This window comes from Telluria sp. ZT3P26 (genome assembly GCF_059686035.1).
Genome location: NZ_JCASII010000007.1, coordinates 116,614 through 133,873, shown reverse-complemented (window position 1 = coordinate 133,873; position 17,260 = coordinate 116,614). Strand labels below are relative to the sequence as shown.

Here is a 17,260-nt window from a genome sequence, read left to right as displayed (position 1 = left end):
GTGAATGGTGCGCCACAGCGCTACGCTGGCACGATCGAACTTCCCTGGGGTTGCCATGACGGACGCGCTCAAAGCCTACAAAGCCAAACGCAATTTCGCGATCACATCCGAACCGGCCGAGGGCGGGGAGGCGGGGCAGGACGTGCTCACCTTCGTGATCCAGAAGCACTGGGCCAGCCGCCTGCATTACGACCTCCGGCTGGAGCTCGACGGCACGATGAAAAGCTGGGCCGTGCCGAAAGGCCCCAGCTACGACACGCATGACAAGCGCATGGCGGTGGAGGTCGAGGACCACCCGATCTCGTACTCGGATTTCGAAGGCACGATTCCGGCCAAGCAGTACGGCGCCGGCAAGGTGATCATCTGGGACAAGGGCACCTGGGAGCCACTGGAAGACCCGCGCGCGGGCTTTGCCAAGGGCAGCATCAAGTTCGCGCTGCACGGTCACAAGATGCGCGGCCGCTGGGCGCTGGTGCGGATGAAGGGGCGCGGCGAGAAGCAGCCGCCCTGGCTCTTGATCAAGGAGAACGACGATTACGCGCGCCCGGCCGCCGAATTCTCGCTGGTCGACGAACTGCCCGACAGCGTGAAGGCATTGCCGATGCCCAAGCGGGCCGCGCAGAAGGTTGCAGCGCTGCGCAAGGATGCAAAGGCGGCGCCTGCGAAGAAGGCACCCGCCAAAAAAGCAGCAGCAAACAAGGCGCCGGCAAAACGTGCCGCAGCCGATGACGCCAAGGTGCCACTGCCCGCGAAATTTGCCCCCGAGCTGGCCACGCTCGTCGATGCGCCACCGCCCGATCCTGAAAACTGGCTGTTCGAAGTCAAGTTCGACGGCTACCGCATGCTGGCGCGCATCGAGGAGGGCGCCGTGCGTTTGATTACCCGCAACGCCAATGACTGGACCGACAAGCTCACGCCGCTGAAGGAAGAGCTGGAACGCATGGCGCTGCCCGACGGCTGGTACGACGGTGAGATCGTCGTGCACGACGAGGATGGCAAGCCTGATTTCGGCCTGCTGCAGGCAGCGTTCGACGGCAACGGGGCCGCCGACATCGATTACTTCCTGTTCGATGTGCCGTATTTTGATGGCCACGATTTGCGCGAGATGCCGCTGGTCGACCGGCGCACGGTGCTCGAACAGGTGCTCAGGAAAGCCAAATCCGACAAGGTGCGGTTTTCCGCCGAATTCGGGGCTAACCCGGACGAACTGATTGTCGCGGCCTGCAAGATCGGCCTCGAAGGCGTGATCGGCAAGCGGCGCGACGCCCGCTATGTGTCGCGCCGCTCGCCCGACTGGATCAAACTGAAATGCGGCCGGCGCCAGGAATTCGTTATCGGCGGCTTCACCGATCCGAAAGGCGCGCGCACCGGCATCGGCGCGCTGCTGCTCGGGGTCCATGACGAAGACGGCGTGCTGCGCTACGCCGGCAATGTCGGCTCGGGCTTCAACCACGCGACCCTGACCAGCATCGCGACACAACTCGAGACGCTGCGCACCGACACCAGCCCGTTTCCGCCGCGCGCCGTGCCGGGACGCGCGCACCACTGGGTCAAGCCGGTGCTGGTGGCGGAAGTGAGTTTTTCGGACTGGACGAGTGGCGGCGCCGTGCGCCATCCGGTGTTCCAGGGCCTGCGCAAGGACAAGCCGGCCAGGAACATCACGCGCGAGCAGGCGCTTCCCGTAGAGGACGTGGCGGCGGATGACGAGCCGGTGGCCGCGCAGGGCAAGCTGCCTGCATCGCTGAAGATCACCAACGGCGAGCGCGTGATCGACAAGTCGACCGGTGCCACCAAGCTGGCGCTGGTGCGCTACTACGCGCTGGTGGGCGAGCTGATGATGGTGCACCTGAAAGGCCGTCCGGTTTCGCTCGTGCGCGCCCCTGAAGGCGTGGGCGGGGAGCTGTTTTTCCAGAAGCACGTCGACGTGCGCAAGATGGCTGGCCTGCGCGACCTGGACCAGGCGCTCGACCCGGAACATCCACCGATGCTCGAAGTGGCCACGCCGCTCGGCATCCTGTCGTCGGCGCAGTGGAACGTGGTGGAGATCCACACGCAGAATGCGTTCAAGGGCAGTTACCGGAAACCGAACCGGATGGTGTTCGACCTCGATCCGGGCGACGGTATCAAGTGGCCTGAGATGCAGGAAGCGGCGCAGCTGATGCACGCGTTCCTGGACGAACTAGGTTTGCCGGCGTTCCTGAAAACCAGCGGCGGCAAGGGCTTGCACGTCGTCGTGCCGATCAAGGGCAACCACGACTGGGACACGGTCAAGCGCTTCTCGCAGGCGATCGTGCACCACATGGCGCAAACGCTGCCGGAGCGCTTTGCCTTCAAGAGCGGGCCGAAGAACCGGGTGGGGAAAATTTTCATCGATTACCTGCGCAACGGGCAGGGCGCCACGACGGTGGCGGCATGGTCGGCGCGTTCACGCCCGGGGTTGGGGATTTCCGTCCCGCTGGCCTGGGATGAACTGGAGACGCTGACGTCGAGCGACCAGTGGACGATCACCAATGTGCACGAGCGGCTCGATGTCGGGAATGCGCCGTGGCAGGACTATGCCACGGCAGCGAAGACACTGACCAGAGCGATGAAGCAGCTCGGGTTCGTGCCGTAGGGGTATGCGAGCGAGGTGCTCTATGCTTCGTTCCTGAAGATGCCGCGCACGTTCATGGCCAGCAGCGCCACCTGCAGCGCGATGAGCGCCCACGCTTCATCATGCCAGCCCCAGACGATCCACAACACATTGCTGAAGATGAAGGTCCAGAAACCCAGGATGCGGCGTTCGGCGCGCTTGGCGCCGACCAGGTAGGCGGCAATCAGGCTCACGGCCATCGCAGGCCACTGAAGAAAGTCGATGAATCCGTCCATCCTCACGCCGCTTTCTTGCGCGCAGGCGCCCTGGTTGCGGACTTGGCCGCCGCCTTTTTTGCTGCCGGCTTGGCTGCCGCCTTGGTGGCCGTGGCGCGCGCGCCCGACCTGGCCGGAGACTTGCGCGCCCGCGGCGGCGGCATATCGTCGTCGCTGTCCTCGTCATCCGCCGGTTTGCGCGACTTGCGTGGCGGCGGATCATCATCATCATCGTCGTCATCAAGTGCTTCCAGCGCCGCCTTGGCCGGCTTCTTGCCAAGGCTGGCCTGCAGCAGCGCGACGAGGTCGATGACCTTGCCGGTGGTGCGCTTTTCCTTCTCCGGCTCGGGCTGCGTGATGGTCTTGGTCTGTTTGGCCTTGATCTTTTTCTTGACCAGGGCCAGCACGTCTTCGCGATAGCTGTCGTGGTACTGCGCCGGCGCCCAGTCTTCGCTCATGCCCTCGACCAGGGCCATTGCCATCTTGAGTTCCTTGACCGTCACGGCCGCCGTTTTCGAATTGGGCGACGGGATCTTGAGTTCGCCCGCATCGCGCATCTCGTCCGGGTAGCGCAGCGTATTGAGCACGATCGTGTCGCCCACGCAGATCAGCGCCGCCAGATGCTGCTTGACGCGGATGACCACGTGCGCGATGCCGATCTTGCCCGCTTCGCGCAGTGTCTCGCGCAGCAGTGCATAGACTTTCGCGCCACCCTTGCCGGGCGCCAGATAGTACGGCTGGTCATAGTAGATCAGCGGTACATCGCCGGCATCGACGAACGCCTGGATGTCGATCGTCTGCGTCGCTTCCGGGTTGGCGCGGCGCAGATCCTCGTCCGACAGCACGACGTACTCGCCGTCCTCGTACTCGTAGCCCTTGACGATGTCGTCCCAGACCACTTCCTTGCCATTGCCCTTGTTGTAGCGTTTGAACCCGACCGGCGAAAAATCACGCCGGTCGAGCATCGTCAGGTCCAATCCCCTGGGTTCGACCGCGGGGTACATATCGACCGGAATGTGGACCAGTCCGAAACTGATCGCGCCTTTCCACATGCTGCGTGCCATTGCCTGCTCCTCGTTGTGCGAACGTTATTCGCCGACCACGCCCGTCACCGGCAGCACGATGCCGGTGATGTAGCCGGAACAGACGGGCGAGGCGAGAAAGACATAGGCCGGCGACAGTTCTTCGGGCTGGGCCGGGCGCCGGTAGTCGGTGCTGGCGCCGAACCCGGTGATGTCGTCCGGGCCCTTGTCGGCCGGGTTCAGCGGCGTCCAGACGGGGCCGGGCGCCACCGCATTCACGCGGATGCCCTGGTCGAGCAGGTTGCCGGCCAACGACATCGTGAACGCGTGGATCGCACCCTTCGTCGACGAATAGTCGATCAGCTTGGACGAGCCTTTCAGGCCGGTGACCGAGCCCGTATTGATGATCGACGCGCCGCGCTTGAGGTGCGGCACGACGGCTTTGGCCATGTGGAAGTAGCCGAAGATATTGGTGCGGAAGGTTTCCTCGAAGCGTTCTTCGGTGATGTCGAGGATCGAATCGGCGTGCTCCTGGAATGCGGCGTTGTTGACCAGGATGTCCAGCCGGCCGAATGCCTTCACCACCTGCTGCACGGCGTCGTTGCAGAACGCCGGATCCTTGACGTCGCCCGCGATCGTGATGCAGCGGCGGCCCTCGGCCTCGACGCAGCGCTTCGTTTCTGCGGCATCGACGTCTTCGTTCAGGTACATCACGGCCACGTCGGCGCCTTCGCGTGCGAACAGCACCGCCACCGCGCGCCCGATGCCCGAGTCGGCGCCGGTGACGATCGCGGCCATGCCGTCGAGCTTGCCACTGCCCTTGTAACCCTCGGCCATGAACTTCGGCTTGCTTTCCATGTCCGCTTCGAGTCCCGGCTTGGCCAGGTGTTGCGCCGGCATCGGCGGCGCCGGCTGGTCGACGCCGGTCTGGACGGCGTCTTTACTCTCGGACTTTTTTTTCCTGGCGTCGCGTGCATCCTGCTCTTGCTGGATGGCGCGCTGCTTTGCTGCTACATCGTCCTGGTGTGCCATCGTCATTCTCCCGTAATTGTGCATTCGTTCACGAGAGTATTCGGCGCGCACCGTGGCACGACGGTGCGCTCCCACACACAGGGGTGACAATTGCTATGCCGGAGTCGTCCGCTTATGGCAAACTTGCCATGCAGCCATACCGGAACGGTGCGGCTGGACCCAATCTGGAGAATGACCATGTATCAAGAAGGTGGCGCGCGTGACGACTTTACCTGCGTCTTCGTCAATCCGGTCGGCCAGCGCCGGGCCGATTTCCAGCACTGCTGCGACGGCATGTTTGCCAATCTGCGCGTGGCCGCCGGCGCCGAGCAGGCGCGCGGCCTGCTGGTGCGCGAGCCTGCTGACCTGCTCGTGCTGGACCTGGAACGCTGCGATCTGGGCGTCGACCTGGCGGCGCTGGGCGCCCTGATCGGCGCACGCGCCGGTGCGCCCGTGCTGGTGCTGTGTCCCTTCACGAATGCGCGCTGGCTGCCGGCGCTGATGGCGTTCGGCCCGCTCGACTACGCAATCGGTCCGCTGCGCGCGCAGCAAACGCGCGCGCTGCTGGCCGCGCGCATGCGCACCGGCTTTGCCGTCGCAACGCCAGCTGCGTCCACGCCGGCCGACGCCGAACTGCGCGCGCTGCTCGCGTTGCGTACCGCCTGCCAGCAGGCGCTGGACGACGCCGACGACAGCGCGCGCTTTGCCGCGCACCTGTGCACCGCGCTGACAGGCTGGCCGGGCGTCGTGCATGCGGCGCTGTTCCAGCATCGCGACGGCGACCTTCACCTCGAGGCCGAGCAGGGCGTGGCGGGCCTGCACCTGTCGGCGCTGCTCGGGCAAGAAGGCAGGCTGCTGCAGTCGCCGCTGCGCCATGCCTTCCCGGGGTTGCTGGCGGCAATGACGGGCGAATTGACGCTGCTCGATGCACCCGACAAGCCTGGTGAGCCTGCGCTTGCTGCCTGCCTGCAGGCGTGTGGCGCGCGCATGGCCGTCGGTGTGCCGATCCCGGGGCAGGGGCCGGGCGGCCCAATGGGTTCCCTGTGCCTGCTGTTCGGTAACGCCCGCCCGTTCTCGCTGGCGCAGTTACAGGCGCTGGACGACCTGGCCGGCCTGGCCGGCTATGGCCTGCGCATGGCCGAGGTCACGCGCGAGAACGAGGCGCTGCTGGCGCGCGTCACGCACCTGGCCTCGACCGATGCCCTGACCGATCTGGCCAACCGGCGCCATGGCGAAGCCTTGCTGGAACAGGAGATCAGGCGCGCACGCCGCTACCGGCTGCCGCTGGCCCTGATCGCCCTGGATATCGATCGCTTCAGCCAGATCAACGACACCTTTGGCCAGCCGGTGGGCGACCTCGTGCTGCGCACGGTGGCCGACACGGCGCGCGCGATGCTGCGCGCGAGCGACGTGCTCGTACGGTCGGGCGGCGAAGAATTCCAGGTCATTGCCTCGCACACGAGCGCCATCGACGCGCTGAAGATGGCCGAGAAGCTGCGCGCGGCGATCGAACAGGTGGAAATTCCCGGTTGCGACCACGTGACGATCAGCCTCGGGGTGGCCCAATTGGGCGAAGGCGAGAGCGGCGACTCGATGGCGGTGCGGACCCACGCCGCATTGGCGCGCGCCAAGCGGGCCGGCCGCAACTGCATCGAGCTGGCGATGTCCTGACGCGTTCGGGTGCAGCGCGCACCTTCGCGGTGCGCGCCGCTTGCAAAATAAGCGTCCCACGCCACGTCAGGACGCTGGCACACATCGTGCTGTTTCATCAAGCATGCGCGATTGCACCTCCACCGATGCACCCACCGTCTTCCCCGCCTGGCAAGCCAGCCTGGCGCTGGGCTTCGCGCGCGATGGCGACACGACGCGCCTCGTACGCCGCGCGCACCGCGGCCCGCTGCGTGTGCAGAAGGCGCTGTATCCGGAAGGCCCCGGCGCCTGCCACGTGATCGTCGTGCACCCGCCGGGCGGCGTGGTCGGGGGCGACCGGCTCGAAATCGACATTGACGCCGGTCCTGCCTGCAGCGTGCTGGCCACCAGCCCCGGCGCGGCCAAGTGGTACCGCGCGAACGGCCGCGTGTCGCAGCAGGCGGTACGCCTGCGCATTGCTGCCGGCGCCGCCATCGAGTGGCTGCCGCAGGAAACCATCTTCTATGACGCGGCCAGCGTCGACCTCGAACACGACGTCGATCTGGCTGCCGGCAGCACCTATATCGGCAGCGAAGTGCTGTGCTTCGGGCGCGTGGCGGCCGGTGAAGCGTTCACGCGCGGGCAGGTACGCCAGCGCACGCGGATCCGCCAGCATGGGCGCCTGTTGTGGTGGGAGCAGGGCATCCTGACCCCGGACGGCATCGCCAGCCCCCTCGGCATGCGCGGTCACGCGGTGTGCGCGACCTTTCTTGCCGTCGGCCGGCCCGTGCCCGCCGCGCTGCAGGCGCGCGTGCGCGCGCTCGACCCGCAGCTGGCATCGAGCCAGGTGAAATCGGTGTTTGTCGCGCGCTTTCTCGGCGACGACGGCGAAGCGGCGCGCGCCGTCATGGCGCAGGTATGGGCATTGCTGCGCCCCCATCTGCTCGACCGCCCGGCGTGCCCGCCGCGCATCTGGCTTACCTAGACTGGCTTACCTGGAACGGACCCGCCCATGGACCTGACGCCCCGCGAAAAAGACAAGCTGCTGATCTTCACTGCCGCGCTGCTGGCCGAACGCCGGCGCGCACGCGGCCTGAAGCTGAATTACCCCGAAGCCGTGGCACTGATCACGGCGGCCATCATGGAAGGCGCGCGCGATGGTCGCAGCGTGGCCGAGCTGATGAGCGAAGGCACCATGATCCTCGCGCGCAGCGACGTGATGGAGGGCGTGCCCGAGATGATCCCGGACATCCAGGTCGAGGCCACGTTCCCGGACGGGACCAAGCTCGTGACCGTCCACCATCCGATCCCCTAGCCGGAGCCCACCGTGATCCCAGGCGAATACTTCCTTGACGACGGCGATATCGAACTCAACGCCGGCCGGCGTACGGCCACTGTGGTCGTGGCCAATGCCGGCGACCGGCCGGTGCAGGTCGGCTCGCATTATCACTTTTACGAAGTCAATCCGGCGCTGCAGTTCGAGCGCGACGCTGCGCTCGGCATGCGGCTGAATATCGCGGCCGGGACTGCGGTGCGCTTCGAGCCGGGCCAGCGCCGCACGGTGGAACTGGTCGACCTGGCCGGCGAGCGGATCGTGCATGGCTTCCAGGGGCGCGTGTCGGGGCCACTGCCCGTGCCTCTGGTATCGGGAGACGCATGATGGTCACGCTCAGCCGCCAGGCCTACGCCGACATGTATGGCCCGACCACGGGCGACCGGATCCGCCTGGCCGACACCGACCTCTTGATCGAGATCGAACGCGACTTCGCCACCTACGGCGAAGAAGTCAAGTTCGGCGGTGGTAAAGTCATTCGCGACGGCATGGGCCAGTCGCAGCGCCTGCGCGACGGCGTGATGGACACCGTGATCACCAACGCCGTCATCGTCGACCACTGGGGCATCGTCAAGGCCGACATCGGCATCAAGGATGGCCTGATTGCCGCCATCGGCAAGGCCGGCAACCCGGATATCCAGCCGGATGTCACGATGGCCATTGGCGGGGCCACCGAAATCATCGCCGGCGAAGGCATGATCGTCACGGCCGGCGGCGTCGATACGCACATCCACTTCATCTGTCCGCAGCAGATCGACGAAGCGCTGTACTCGGGGATCACGACGATGCTGGGCGGCGGCACGGGGCCCGCCGTCGGCACCGCGGCCACGACCTGCACGCCGGGCGCCTGGCATATTCATTCAATGCTGCAGGCGGCGGACGCGTTCCCGATGAACCTGGGCTTTTTCGGCAAGGGCAACGTCAGCCAGCCCGGCCCGCTGGAAGAGCAGATCCATGCGGGCGCCGTGGGCCTGAAGCTGCACGAGGACTGGGGCAGCACGCCCGCCGCGATCGATAACTGCCTGTCGGTGGCCGAACGACTGGACGTGCAGGTGGCGCTGCACTCCGACACGCTCAACGAGGCGGGCTTTCTGGAGTCGACCGTGGCAGCGTTCAAGGGCCGCACGATCCACACCTTTCACACCGAGGGTGCTGGCGGCGGGCACGCGCCGGACATCATCGCGGCCGTTGGCTACGACAACGTGCTGCCGTCGTCGACCAATCCCACCCGGCCCTTCACCGTCAACACGCTCGACGAGCACCTCGACATGCTGATGGTCTGCCACCACCTCGACCCGGCGATTGCCGAAGACGTGGCGTTCGCCGAATCGCGCATCCGGCGCGAGACCATCGCCGCCGAAGACATCCTGCACGACCTGGGCGCGATCTCGATGATGTCGTCGGACTCGCAGGCGATGGGCCGTGTGGGCGAGACGATCATGCGTACCTGGCAGACGGCGCACAAGATGAAGGTGCAGCGCGGCGCCCTGGAAGGCGACTCGTCACGCAACGACAATGCGCGCGTGAAGCGCTACATCGCCAAGTACACGATCAATCCGGCCATCACGCATGGCATCGCGCACGTCGTCGGCTCGCTCGAGGTGGGCAAGATCGCCGACATCGTGCTGTGGCGGCCTGCGTTCTTCGGCGTCAAGCCGTCGATGGTGGTTAAGGGCGGCATGATCGCTGCCAGCCTGATGGGCGACCCGAATGCCTCCATCCCGACGCCGCAGCCGGTGCATTACCGGCCCATGTTCGGCGCGTTTGGCGGCGGCTTGCGCAAGTCGTTCACGTTCGTGTCGCACAGCGCATTCGACGCCGGCATCGCAGGCGCGCTGGGCTTGAGCAAGACGACGATCGCCGTGCGTGGCACGCGCGGACTGCGCAAGCGCGACATGATCCACAACGGCGCCACGCCGCACATGGAGGTCGACCCTGAAACCTATGAAGTGCGCGCCGACGGGCGCCTGCTGGTGTGCGAAGCGGCCAGCAGGCTGCCGCTGGCGCAGCGTTACTTCCTGTTCTAGAGACTATCGATGATTTCCCTGCATACCCGTATCCCCGTCGCCGATGTCGTCCACGACACGCTGCTGCTGCCGTTCGAACAGCGGGAGCGCTGCCGCCAGCGCGCGCGCCTGGCCTCGGGCGAAGAGGTCGCGCTGTTCCTCGTGCGCGGCACCGTGCTGCGCGATGGCGACCTGCTGCTGGGCGAAGGCGGGCGGGTGGTTCGCGTCGAGGCCGCGCTGGAGCCGACCTATGTCGTGCGCTGCGGCGACGCGACGCTGCTGGCGCGCTGCGCTTTCCACCTGGGGAACCGCCATACGCAGACCCAGGTGGGGCCAGGCTGGCTGCGCATCCGTGTCGATCCGGTACTGCGCGAGATGGTCGAAGGGCTCGGCGCCGACGTCGGTGAAGAAATGGCCAAATTCGAGCCGGAGGCAGGGGCGTATGGCGGCGGCCACGGTCATCATCATGAGCACGGGCCGGGCGGCCTGCTGGCCCCGGTGCCGCTGCGCCAGAAGATCCACCGGCCGTCGGATGGCGCGCCGGTCGCGCCGGTCGAGCCAGGGCCGCCATGAACGCCGCCAGTCTGCTGCACCTGCTGCAGTTTGCCAGTCCGGCCTTGCCGATCGGCGGCTACAGCTATTCGCAGGGCCTCGAAGCGGCGCTCGAAGAAGACCTGGTCACGGACGCCGACAGTGCCCGCGCCTGGATTGCGTGCTACCTGCATGACGTGGTGGCGCGCTGGGATGCGCCCGTGTTGTGGCGTCTCCTCGGCGCTTTTGCTGCGCGCGACGCCGACGCGATCGCGCACTGGGGCCAGTGCTTCCTCGCGTCGCGCGACACCGCCGAACTGCGCGCCGAATCGGTCCAGATGGGGTATTCACTCAGTCGCCTGATCGCGGAGCTGGGCGTGGCCGACACGCGCGCGCTGGGCGAGGACGTCACGCTGCCGCTGGCGTTTGCCTGCGCCGTCGACGGACTGGCGATCCCGCACGAAGAAGCGTTGCTGGCGATGGCGTTCGCGTGGGTCGAGAACCAGGTGCTGGTGTGCGTCAAGTCGGTGCCGCTGGGGCAGGTAGCCGGCCAGCGCCTGCTGCTGTCGCTGCGGCCCGACATCGAGCGCGCCGTCGACATGGCGCGGTGTTTGCAGGACGACGAATTGTCGAACTGGGCGCCCGGCCTGTCGATGCTGTCGATGCGCCACGAAGTGCAGCATGGCCGCCTGTACCGATCGTGATCATCCATCAAGAAGGAGTAACCATGACAACCTCCAATCCGCTGCGGGTCGGCATCGGCGGGCCGGTGGGCTCGGGCAAGACCGCGCTGTGCGAACTGCTGTGCCGCCACATGCGCGACGATTACGACATGGCCGTGATCACCAACGACATCTACACGCGCGAAGACATGGACATCCTGCTGCGCGCCGGCGCGCTCGCGCCCGAGCGGCTGATGGGCGTGGAGACGGGCGGCTGCCCGCACACGGCGATCCGCGAAGACGCGTCGATCAACCTGGAAGCCATCGCGCGCCTGCAGGCCGACTTTCCCGACCTGGAACTGGTGCTGGTCGAATCGGGCGGCGACAACCTGGCCGCGACCTTCAGCCCGGAGCTGTCCGACCTGACGCTGTACGTGATCGATGTCGCCGGCGGCGAGAAGATCCCGCGCAAGGGCGGCCCGGGCATCACGCGCTCGGACCTCCTGATCATCAACAAGACCGACCTGGCGCCGCATGTGGGGGCGGACCTAGCGGTGATGGCAAGCGATGCACGGCGCCAGCGCGGCGAGCGGCCATTCGTGTTTACCAATATGCGCACGGGCGAGGGCGTGCAGGACGTGGTCGCGTTCATCCGCAACCAGGGCCTGCTCGACGCAATCCACCAATAACACCAGGGAGATGACCATGACGACACATCCGGCTTCGCTGCGCCACGCGATCCGACGCCACCTGGCCCGCGCGGGCGTGGCCATGACCACCCTCGCAGTCTCGCTGCCGGCGGCCGCCCATCCGGGGCACGCGCCCGACAGCGGCTTCGCGGCCGGCCTGCTGCACCCGGTGACGGGCGTCGACCATCTGCTGGCGTTGCTGGCCGTGGGCCTCTGGAGCCGCCAGCAGCACGGCTACCTGCTCGCGCCGACCTTCCTCGTGATGATGGCATTGGGCGCGGCCAGTAGCAGCGGCGTGGCGTTGCCGGCACTCGAACTGTCGATCGCGGCGAGCGTGCTGCTGCTGGGCGGGCTGGCGGCATGTGCGCCGCGCCTGCAGCAGCCGCAGATAGCGGTCCTCACCGTCGGCGCCTGCGCCTTTGTGCATGGCCTTGCGCACGGCAATGAACTGACCGGCATGGCCAGTGGTGCCGGCTTCATCCTGGCCAGTGCAGTCCTGATGCTGCTGGGCGCCATCCCGGGCGAGCGCCTGCGCCGGCCGCTGGGCGCGGCGATCGGCGTCGCGGGCATCTGGCTGGTGGCGCTGGCCCGTTGAAACGTCGGTCCTGAGGCTCGGCGTGGGCTGGTAATCATGCTACGCTAGCGCTCTTTTTACTGTCGGCCGTCCCGGCCAGGACTTTCCATGCTTGAGTGGTTGCGCCCCTACCGGCGCGCCGCGTTGCCGGGCGATATCAGTGCCGGCATCGTGGTGGCGATGATGATGATCCCGCAGGGCATGGCCTACGCACTGGTGGCGGGCCTGCCGCCGGCGGTCGGCATCTACGCCAGCATTGTCCCGCCCTTGCTGTACGCGCTGTTCGGCACCAGCAGCACGCAATCGGTCGGACCGATGGCGATCATTTCCCTGATGACGGCGTCCACGCTGGCGCCGCTGGCAACGCCCGGCACGGCGCTGTACGGGGTGCTGGCCGCGCAACTGGCCTTGCTGTCCGGCCTGGTCCTGCTGCTGTGCGGGCTGCTGCGCATCGGTTTTCTCGCCAATTTCTTTTCGCGGCCCGTGATGAGCGGCTTCACCATCGGCTCGGCGATCGTCATCGCGTGGGGGCAACTGCGCACGCTGGTGGGCAGTCCCATCGAGGTCGGCATGACGCCGCACTGGCCCAGCATCCTGCTGGGCGTCGGTTCGCTCGTCCTGCTGCTGGCCGCGCGCAGCCACCTGGCCCCGCTGCTGCGCCGGTTGCGCATCCCGGCGGCAGCGGCCGACGTCGGGGCCAAGCTGGCGCCGATTGCCGTCGTGCTGGGCGCGATGGCCCTCGTGCAGCAGCTGGGTCTCGTGCAGATGGGCGTGGCCACGACCGGTGCCGTGCCGACCGGCCTGCCTGGCCTGAACCTGGCGACATCGTCGCAGCATTGGCAGGCGTTGCTGCAACCGGCGCTCCTGATCGGCTTCATGGTGTTTTTGATCAGCATGTCGGGCGCGCAGGCGCTGGCGCTCAAGCGCGGCGGCGAAAAGCTGGTCAGCAACCGCGAACTGGTCGGCCTTGGCGCCGCGAACGTCGGCAGTGCGCTGACCGGCGGTTTCCCCGTCACCGGCAGCCTGTCGCGGTCGGCCGTCAATTTCGCGGCCGGCGCCAACACGCAGCTGGCGAGCCTGATCACGGCGGGCCTGCTGGCGCTGGCGCTCGTGCTGCCCACCGGCTGGCTCGCGCTGCTGCCATTGCCGACGCTGGCGGCGACGATCATCGTGGCGGTGCTCGGGATGCTCGACCTGTCGACGCTGCGCACCGCCTGGCGCTACGACCGCGCCGATGCACTGGCGCTGCTGGCCACCGCCGGTGGGGTGCTGGTCCTGGGCGTCGAAGCCGGGGTGCTGGTGGGCGTGGCGCTGTCGATGGTGGTACTGATCTGGCGCGCCAGCCGGCCGCATATCGCGGTGCTGGGCCGCATCCACGGCACCGAACACTTCCGTAACGTCGACCGCTATTCGGCCGAAACGACGCCGGGTCTGCTGATGCTGCGGGTCGATGCCGGCCTGTTCTTCGGCAATGTGGACGCCGTCAACGAGCGCATCGATGAAGAACTCGTTGCCCATGCGGGCACGCGCCATCTGGTGCTGGTGCTGTCGGCCGTGAATGCGATCGACACGTCGGCACTGTTTGGCCTCGAAGAATTGAACAGCTCGCTGAACCGGCGCGGTGTGCTGATGCACCTGGCCGAAGTGAAGGGGCCGGTCATGGACCGGCTCAAGGAAAGCGACCTGCTAAGCAAGCTCAACGGGCAGATATTCCTGAGCGCCGCCATTGCGTGGGACCAGCTGGCCGGATCGCGTGCAGCCGGCACGCCGGCAGCGGCCACGCAGCCGCCGGGTGCGCCGTAGCAGTCCTCGTGCGCTGCTGGGCTCAGCGTCAGGGATACTTACAAGGCGGCTGACTGCTCTGCAATGAACTCCCTGAACCATTGTTGGGCGGGGTTGCTGTCGCTACGGCGATGCCAGATCAGGTGGAACGTGATGTCCGGCAGCGCCAGGGGTGGCGGGACCATGACAAGCCGATGGCTGGCCTGCGCCTGAATCGCTGCACGCTCGAGGATGGTGGCAGCCATCTGCGTGCGCGCAATGACCGCGGGCACGGCAAATAGTTGCGGCACGGTCAAGGCAAGCTTGCGTTGCTTGCCCTGTTGCGCAAGGGTTTGATCGACGAGACCATGCAACTGCCCTTCGGGTGACACGAGCACGTGCCGCAGGTCGAGATAGGTGCGCAAGTCCATCGGACCACTGGCCGCCGGATGGTCGGCCGACACGACCGTGACAAACGCATCGCGCATCAGAGGCCGCGTCAGGATGCGGGCATCCATCAAGCCCGGTGCTACGCCAACGGCGACGTCGATCGCCCCGGCATCGAGCAGATCGACGGCAGTGTCACGGTCGTTATACGCGAGAATATTCAACGATATGCCGGGCGTGGCGTGTTCGAGCGCGTCGACGAGCGCCGGCAACAGGACCAGCGTGGGATAGTCCTGCAGGCCCAGTTTGAAGGTGACCGACGCTGTCCCGGGTTCAAACGCGGGTTGGCTCAGCATCGCCAGCGCGATCTGATGCAGGGCCGCGGCCACGGGCTGCGCCAGGTCGCGGGCGCGCGCAGTCGGGACCAGGCCGGCACTGCTGCGCTGGAACAACGGGTCGCCCAACAAGTTACGCAAGCGCGACAGGGCAGCGCTCATCGCCGGCTGACTGACGCCCACCCGGGTCGCAGCGCGCGTGACGTTGCGTTCGCTCATCAAGGCGTCGAACGCGACCAGCAGATTCAGATCGATGCCATGAAAATCCATGAACCGAATAATACGGTATATCGCTTATCTGTTGGACTGATTGAACTGCGCAGAACACACTGGCGCTTCGTTCAACTTCAAGCAGATCCTTCCGATGACGATGTCAACCACCGCCTTGTCGCACCAGTTACGCACCGAACTTACCGCCGTGGAAACGCTGTACCGCGCGTTCAGCGAGCAGAACCCGGATCTTGTCGATGCCGTACTCGCCCCGGCATGGGAGGACATTCCACTGGCCCCGGGCCAGGAGCAGGGCCCTGCTGGCATCAAGCCGATCATTCGCATGGTGGCAGCCGCATTTCCGGACGTGCACATCACGATCCACGACACGATCCAGGCCCCCGGGAAGGTCGCCGTGCGCGCTGAAATCAGCGGGACGCATCTGGGCGAGCTGTTCGGCATCGCGCCAACCGGCAAGCAGGTCAGCTTCCGGTTGCACGAATTTCACACGCTGGCCGGCGGCCTGATCACCACCACCTGGCACATGGAGGACTGGTTCGGTCTCTTTCTGCAGCTTGGGCAGTTCCCGCCACAAGGCTGAACCTGCTTGTTGCCACTGAACGGCGTCAGGCGCGCTTGCGCTGCGCCGGCTGTTCGTCGCGCGGCGGGGCCAGCACGATCGGCGCCGCGTTTTCCGGGTACAGCGCCTGGCTGCCGACGTAGACGGCGCGGATGGCGTCCATGTCGCGTTCGACGTCGCCGGTCGGCGTCATCGTGTCGACCAGGCTCAGCTCTTTCTTGCCATAGTCAAAGCGCACCAGCACCATCGGCACGTTGGCCGTCAGGGCCAGGTGGTAGAAGCCGCTTTTCCAGTTGGGACGATAGGCGCGCGTGCCTTCAGGGGTGATGCCGATCCAGAACGATGGCGCGGCCAGCATCGTGTCGGCCAGCTGGCGCGTCGCGCCCATCGGTGCACGGCGGTCGACCGGGACGCCGCCCCAGTGGCGCATCAGGCGGCCCATCGGTCCACGGAACAGCGTGTCCTTGGCCAGCCATTTGAACTGCGTGCCCATGGCCCATGTGGCCAGCAGGCCGATCGGGAAATCCCAGTTCGACGTGTGCGGATAGATGACGCAGACCCCGTGCGGCCCTGGCAACGGTTTGAAGAACACCTTCCAGCCAAACAATTGCAGCACGCGCAGCGCGGCGCGCTGGCGCAGGGTAGGCAGGGCTGCAGGGCGCAGCAGGTAGTCGGTCATCTGGTCTCCAGGGTGGCGTCAGCACATTGCAAGGCTTGCAGTTGGCTACGCGCAAGAAAATCAAGCGTGCGATTCTAGCCCGTGCGGGGAGGGGGTACAAGCAAAATAGTGATGACGGGTATGCGCTGTGGTTATCATGTGCGTGTCCGATCCACCACAACCTGACAGGAAACACCCCTTTGCTATGACCATGGCCATCACGATTTACCACAATGCCCGCTGCGGCACCTCGCGCAACACGCTGGCTGCCATCCGCGAAGCCGGCCACGAACCACAGATTGTCGATTACCTGGTCAATCCGCCAACGCGTGACACGCTGATCCGCCTGATTCAGGAAGCGGGCATCACGGCGCGAGAGGCCGTGCGCAGCAAGGAGACAGTGTTCACCGAATTGGGGCTGGGCCAGCCAGGCGTCGGCGACGATGCGCTGCTGGACGCGATGGTCGTGCACCCGATCCTGATCGAGCGGCCATTTGTCGTGACGCCCAAGGGTGTGCGGCTGTGCCGGCCATTCACGCGCGTCAACGAGATCCTGTAGGCGGCCCGCCCACGCTCGCCGACACAATCACCGGCATGTAGGTCTCCAGGAATTCAGCCGGCATGCGGCGTGGGCGCCCGCTCGACAGTTCGATGCAGACCAGGTCCCAGCGGCCCCGCAGCACGGTGGCGCCATCGCTGTCGCGCACGAGCTGGAAGCGCCGTTCCATCGACAGCTTGCCGTCGCCGCCCACGAGCCAGGTGGCCAGGCGCAGCGCTTCGCCAACGAACGTGGGCAGCAGGTAATCGTACTCGCCGCGCCGGATTGCCATTGCCCGGTCCAGGCGCCGGTAGTCGTCGAGTGACAGGCCCAGGCTGTCGGAATGCGCCCAGCCGGCCTGCTCGCACCAGCGCACATACACGGCATTGTTGGTGTGGTTCAGGCCATCGATGTCGCCGGTCTGCGGCGTCACCGCCAGGATGAACGGTTGCGGAAAATCCCAGTCCAATGTCTTGTCTCCATGCGC

General features: G+C 66.5%; 19 protein-coding genes. 13 read left to right on the top strand and 6 right to left on the bottom strand.

The window, feature by feature from the left end:
- Positions 1-55 precede the first annotated feature (55 nt).
- Complete coding sequence (gene ligD, locus AC56LN_RS20800; RefSeq protein ID WP_499574511.1) at positions 56-2,614, top strand: DNA ligase D; 2,559 nt, start codon at positions 56-58, stop codon at positions 2,612-2,614.
- A gap of 20 nt (positions 2,615-2,634) precedes the next feature.
- Here ligD and AC56LN_RS20795 read toward each other — a convergent pair whose 3' ends face one another.
- Genes AC56LN_RS20795 through AC56LN_RS20785 form a run of 3 tightly spaced genes read right to left on the bottom strand, consistent with a single transcriptional unit; the run spans position 2,635 to position 4,901 of the window.
- Positions 2,635-2,868 (bottom strand): hypothetical protein, encoded by a 234-nt coding sequence (locus AC56LN_RS20795; protein WP_482898439.1) that lies wholly within the window; start codon positions 2,866-2,868, stop codon positions 2,635-2,637.
- A 2-nt stretch (positions 2,869-2,870) separates the two neighbouring features.
- Positions 2,871-3,911, bottom strand: coding sequence for a non-homologous end joining protein Ku (ku, locus tag AC56LN_RS20790; RefSeq protein ID WP_499574510.1), 1,041 nt, complete (start codon positions 3,909-3,911; stop codon positions 2,871-2,873).
- Positions 3,912-3,935: 24 nt separating this feature from the next.
- Complete coding sequence (locus AC56LN_RS20785) at positions 3,936-4,901, bottom strand: SDR family oxidoreductase (RefSeq protein WP_499574509.1); 966 nt, start codon at positions 4,899-4,901, stop codon at positions 3,936-3,938.
- Between the two features lie 177 nt (positions 4,902-5,078).
- On the opposite strand from AC56LN_RS20785, the gene AC56LN_RS20780 reads away from it, so the two are divergent.
- From AC56LN_RS20780 to AC56LN_RS20735, 10 genes are all read left to right on the top strand, one after another.
- Entirely contained in the window at positions 5,079-6,551 is a 1,473-nt protein-coding gene (locus AC56LN_RS20780; protein WP_499574508.1) for a GGDEF domain-containing protein, read from the top strand.
- Between the two features lie 103 nt (positions 6,552-6,654).
- On the top strand, positions 6,655-7,494 hold the full coding sequence (locus AC56LN_RS20775) for an urease accessory protein UreD (RefSeq protein WP_499574507.1): 840 nt from the start codon (positions 6,655-6,657) through the stop codon (positions 7,492-7,494).
- A 27-nt stretch (positions 7,495-7,521) separates the two neighbouring features.
- Positions 7,522-7,824 (top strand): urease subunit gamma, encoded by a 303-nt coding sequence (locus tag AC56LN_RS20770; RefSeq protein ID WP_499574506.1) that lies wholly within the window; start codon positions 7,522-7,524, stop codon positions 7,822-7,824.
- 12 nt (positions 7,825-7,836) lie between these two features.
- Positions 7,837-8,169, top strand: coding sequence for an urease subunit beta (locus AC56LN_RS20765; protein WP_499574505.1), 333 nt, complete (start codon positions 7,837-7,839; stop codon positions 8,167-8,169).
- Positions 8,169-9,869 carry an urease subunit alpha gene (gene ureC, locus AC56LN_RS20760; RefSeq protein ID WP_499574612.1) on the top strand — a complete coding sequence of 567 codons (1,701 nt, stop codon included), beginning with the start codon at positions 8,169-8,171 and terminating at the stop codon, positions 9,867-9,869. The genes AC56LN_RS20765 and ureC overlap by 1 nt, the downstream gene beginning before the upstream one ends.
- A 9-nt stretch (positions 9,870-9,878) precedes the next feature.
- Positions 9,879-10,421, top strand: a complete 543-nt coding sequence (gene ureE / locus AC56LN_RS20755) for an urease accessory protein UreE (protein WP_499574504.1) — start codon at positions 9,879-9,881, stop codon at positions 10,419-10,421.
- Complete coding sequence (locus AC56LN_RS20750) at positions 10,418-11,083, top strand: urease accessory protein UreF (protein WP_499574503.1); 666 nt, start codon at positions 10,418-10,420, stop codon at positions 11,081-11,083. The genes ureE and AC56LN_RS20750 overlap by 4 nt, the downstream gene beginning before the upstream one ends.
- A gap of 23 nt (positions 11,084-11,106) precedes the next feature.
- A complete protein-coding gene (ureG, locus tag AC56LN_RS20745) occupies positions 11,107-11,730 on the top strand; it encodes an urease accessory protein UreG (protein WP_482898448.1) in 624 nt (207 codons plus the stop codon).
- A 16-nt stretch (positions 11,731-11,746) separates the two neighbouring features.
- Entirely contained in the window at positions 11,747-12,325 is a 579-nt protein-coding gene (locus tag AC56LN_RS20740; RefSeq protein WP_499574502.1) for a HupE/UreJ family protein, read from the top strand.
- A gap of 87 nt (positions 12,326-12,412) precedes the next feature.
- Entirely contained in the window at positions 12,413-14,107 is a 1,695-nt protein-coding gene (locus tag AC56LN_RS20735; RefSeq protein ID WP_499574501.1) for a SulP family inorganic anion transporter, read from the top strand.
- A 38-nt stretch (positions 14,108-14,145) separates the two neighbouring features.
- On the opposite strand, the gene AC56LN_RS20730 is transcribed toward AC56LN_RS20735, so the two are convergent.
- Entirely contained in the window at positions 14,146-15,006 is an 861-nt protein-coding gene (locus AC56LN_RS20730) for a LysR family transcriptional regulator (protein WP_499574500.1), read from the bottom strand.
- Between the two features lie 145 nt (positions 15,007-15,151).
- On the opposite strand from AC56LN_RS20730, the gene AC56LN_RS20725 reads away from it, so the two are divergent.
- Positions 15,152-15,598 (top strand): ester cyclase, encoded by a 447-nt coding sequence (locus AC56LN_RS20725; RefSeq protein ID WP_499574499.1) that lies wholly within the window; start codon positions 15,152-15,154, stop codon positions 15,596-15,598.
- A gap of 25 nt (positions 15,599-15,623) precedes the next feature.
- On the opposite strand, the gene AC56LN_RS20720 is transcribed toward AC56LN_RS20725, so the two are convergent.
- Positions 15,624-16,256, bottom strand: coding sequence for a 1-acyl-sn-glycerol-3-phosphate acyltransferase (locus tag AC56LN_RS20720; RefSeq protein WP_499574498.1), 633 nt, complete (start codon positions 16,254-16,256; stop codon positions 15,624-15,626).
- Between the two features lie 190 nt (positions 16,257-16,446).
- Here AC56LN_RS20720 and arsC point away from each other — a divergent pair, with 190 nt between their 5' ends.
- Positions 16,447-16,794 (top strand): arsenate reductase (glutaredoxin), encoded by a 348-nt coding sequence (gene arsC / locus AC56LN_RS20715; RefSeq protein WP_499574497.1) that lies wholly within the window; start codon positions 16,447-16,449, stop codon positions 16,792-16,794.
- Here the strand turns inward: arsC and AC56LN_RS20710 are convergent.
- The gene (locus AC56LN_RS20710; protein ID WP_499574496.1) at positions 16,778-17,242 is read right to left on the bottom strand and encodes an acyl-CoA thioesterase; all 465 of its coding nucleotides are present in this window, start codon (positions 17,240-17,242) and stop codon (positions 16,778-16,780) included. The two genes, arsC and AC56LN_RS20710, sit on opposite strands and share 17 nt — an antisense overlap.
- Positions 17,243-17,260: the final 18 nt, after the last annotated feature.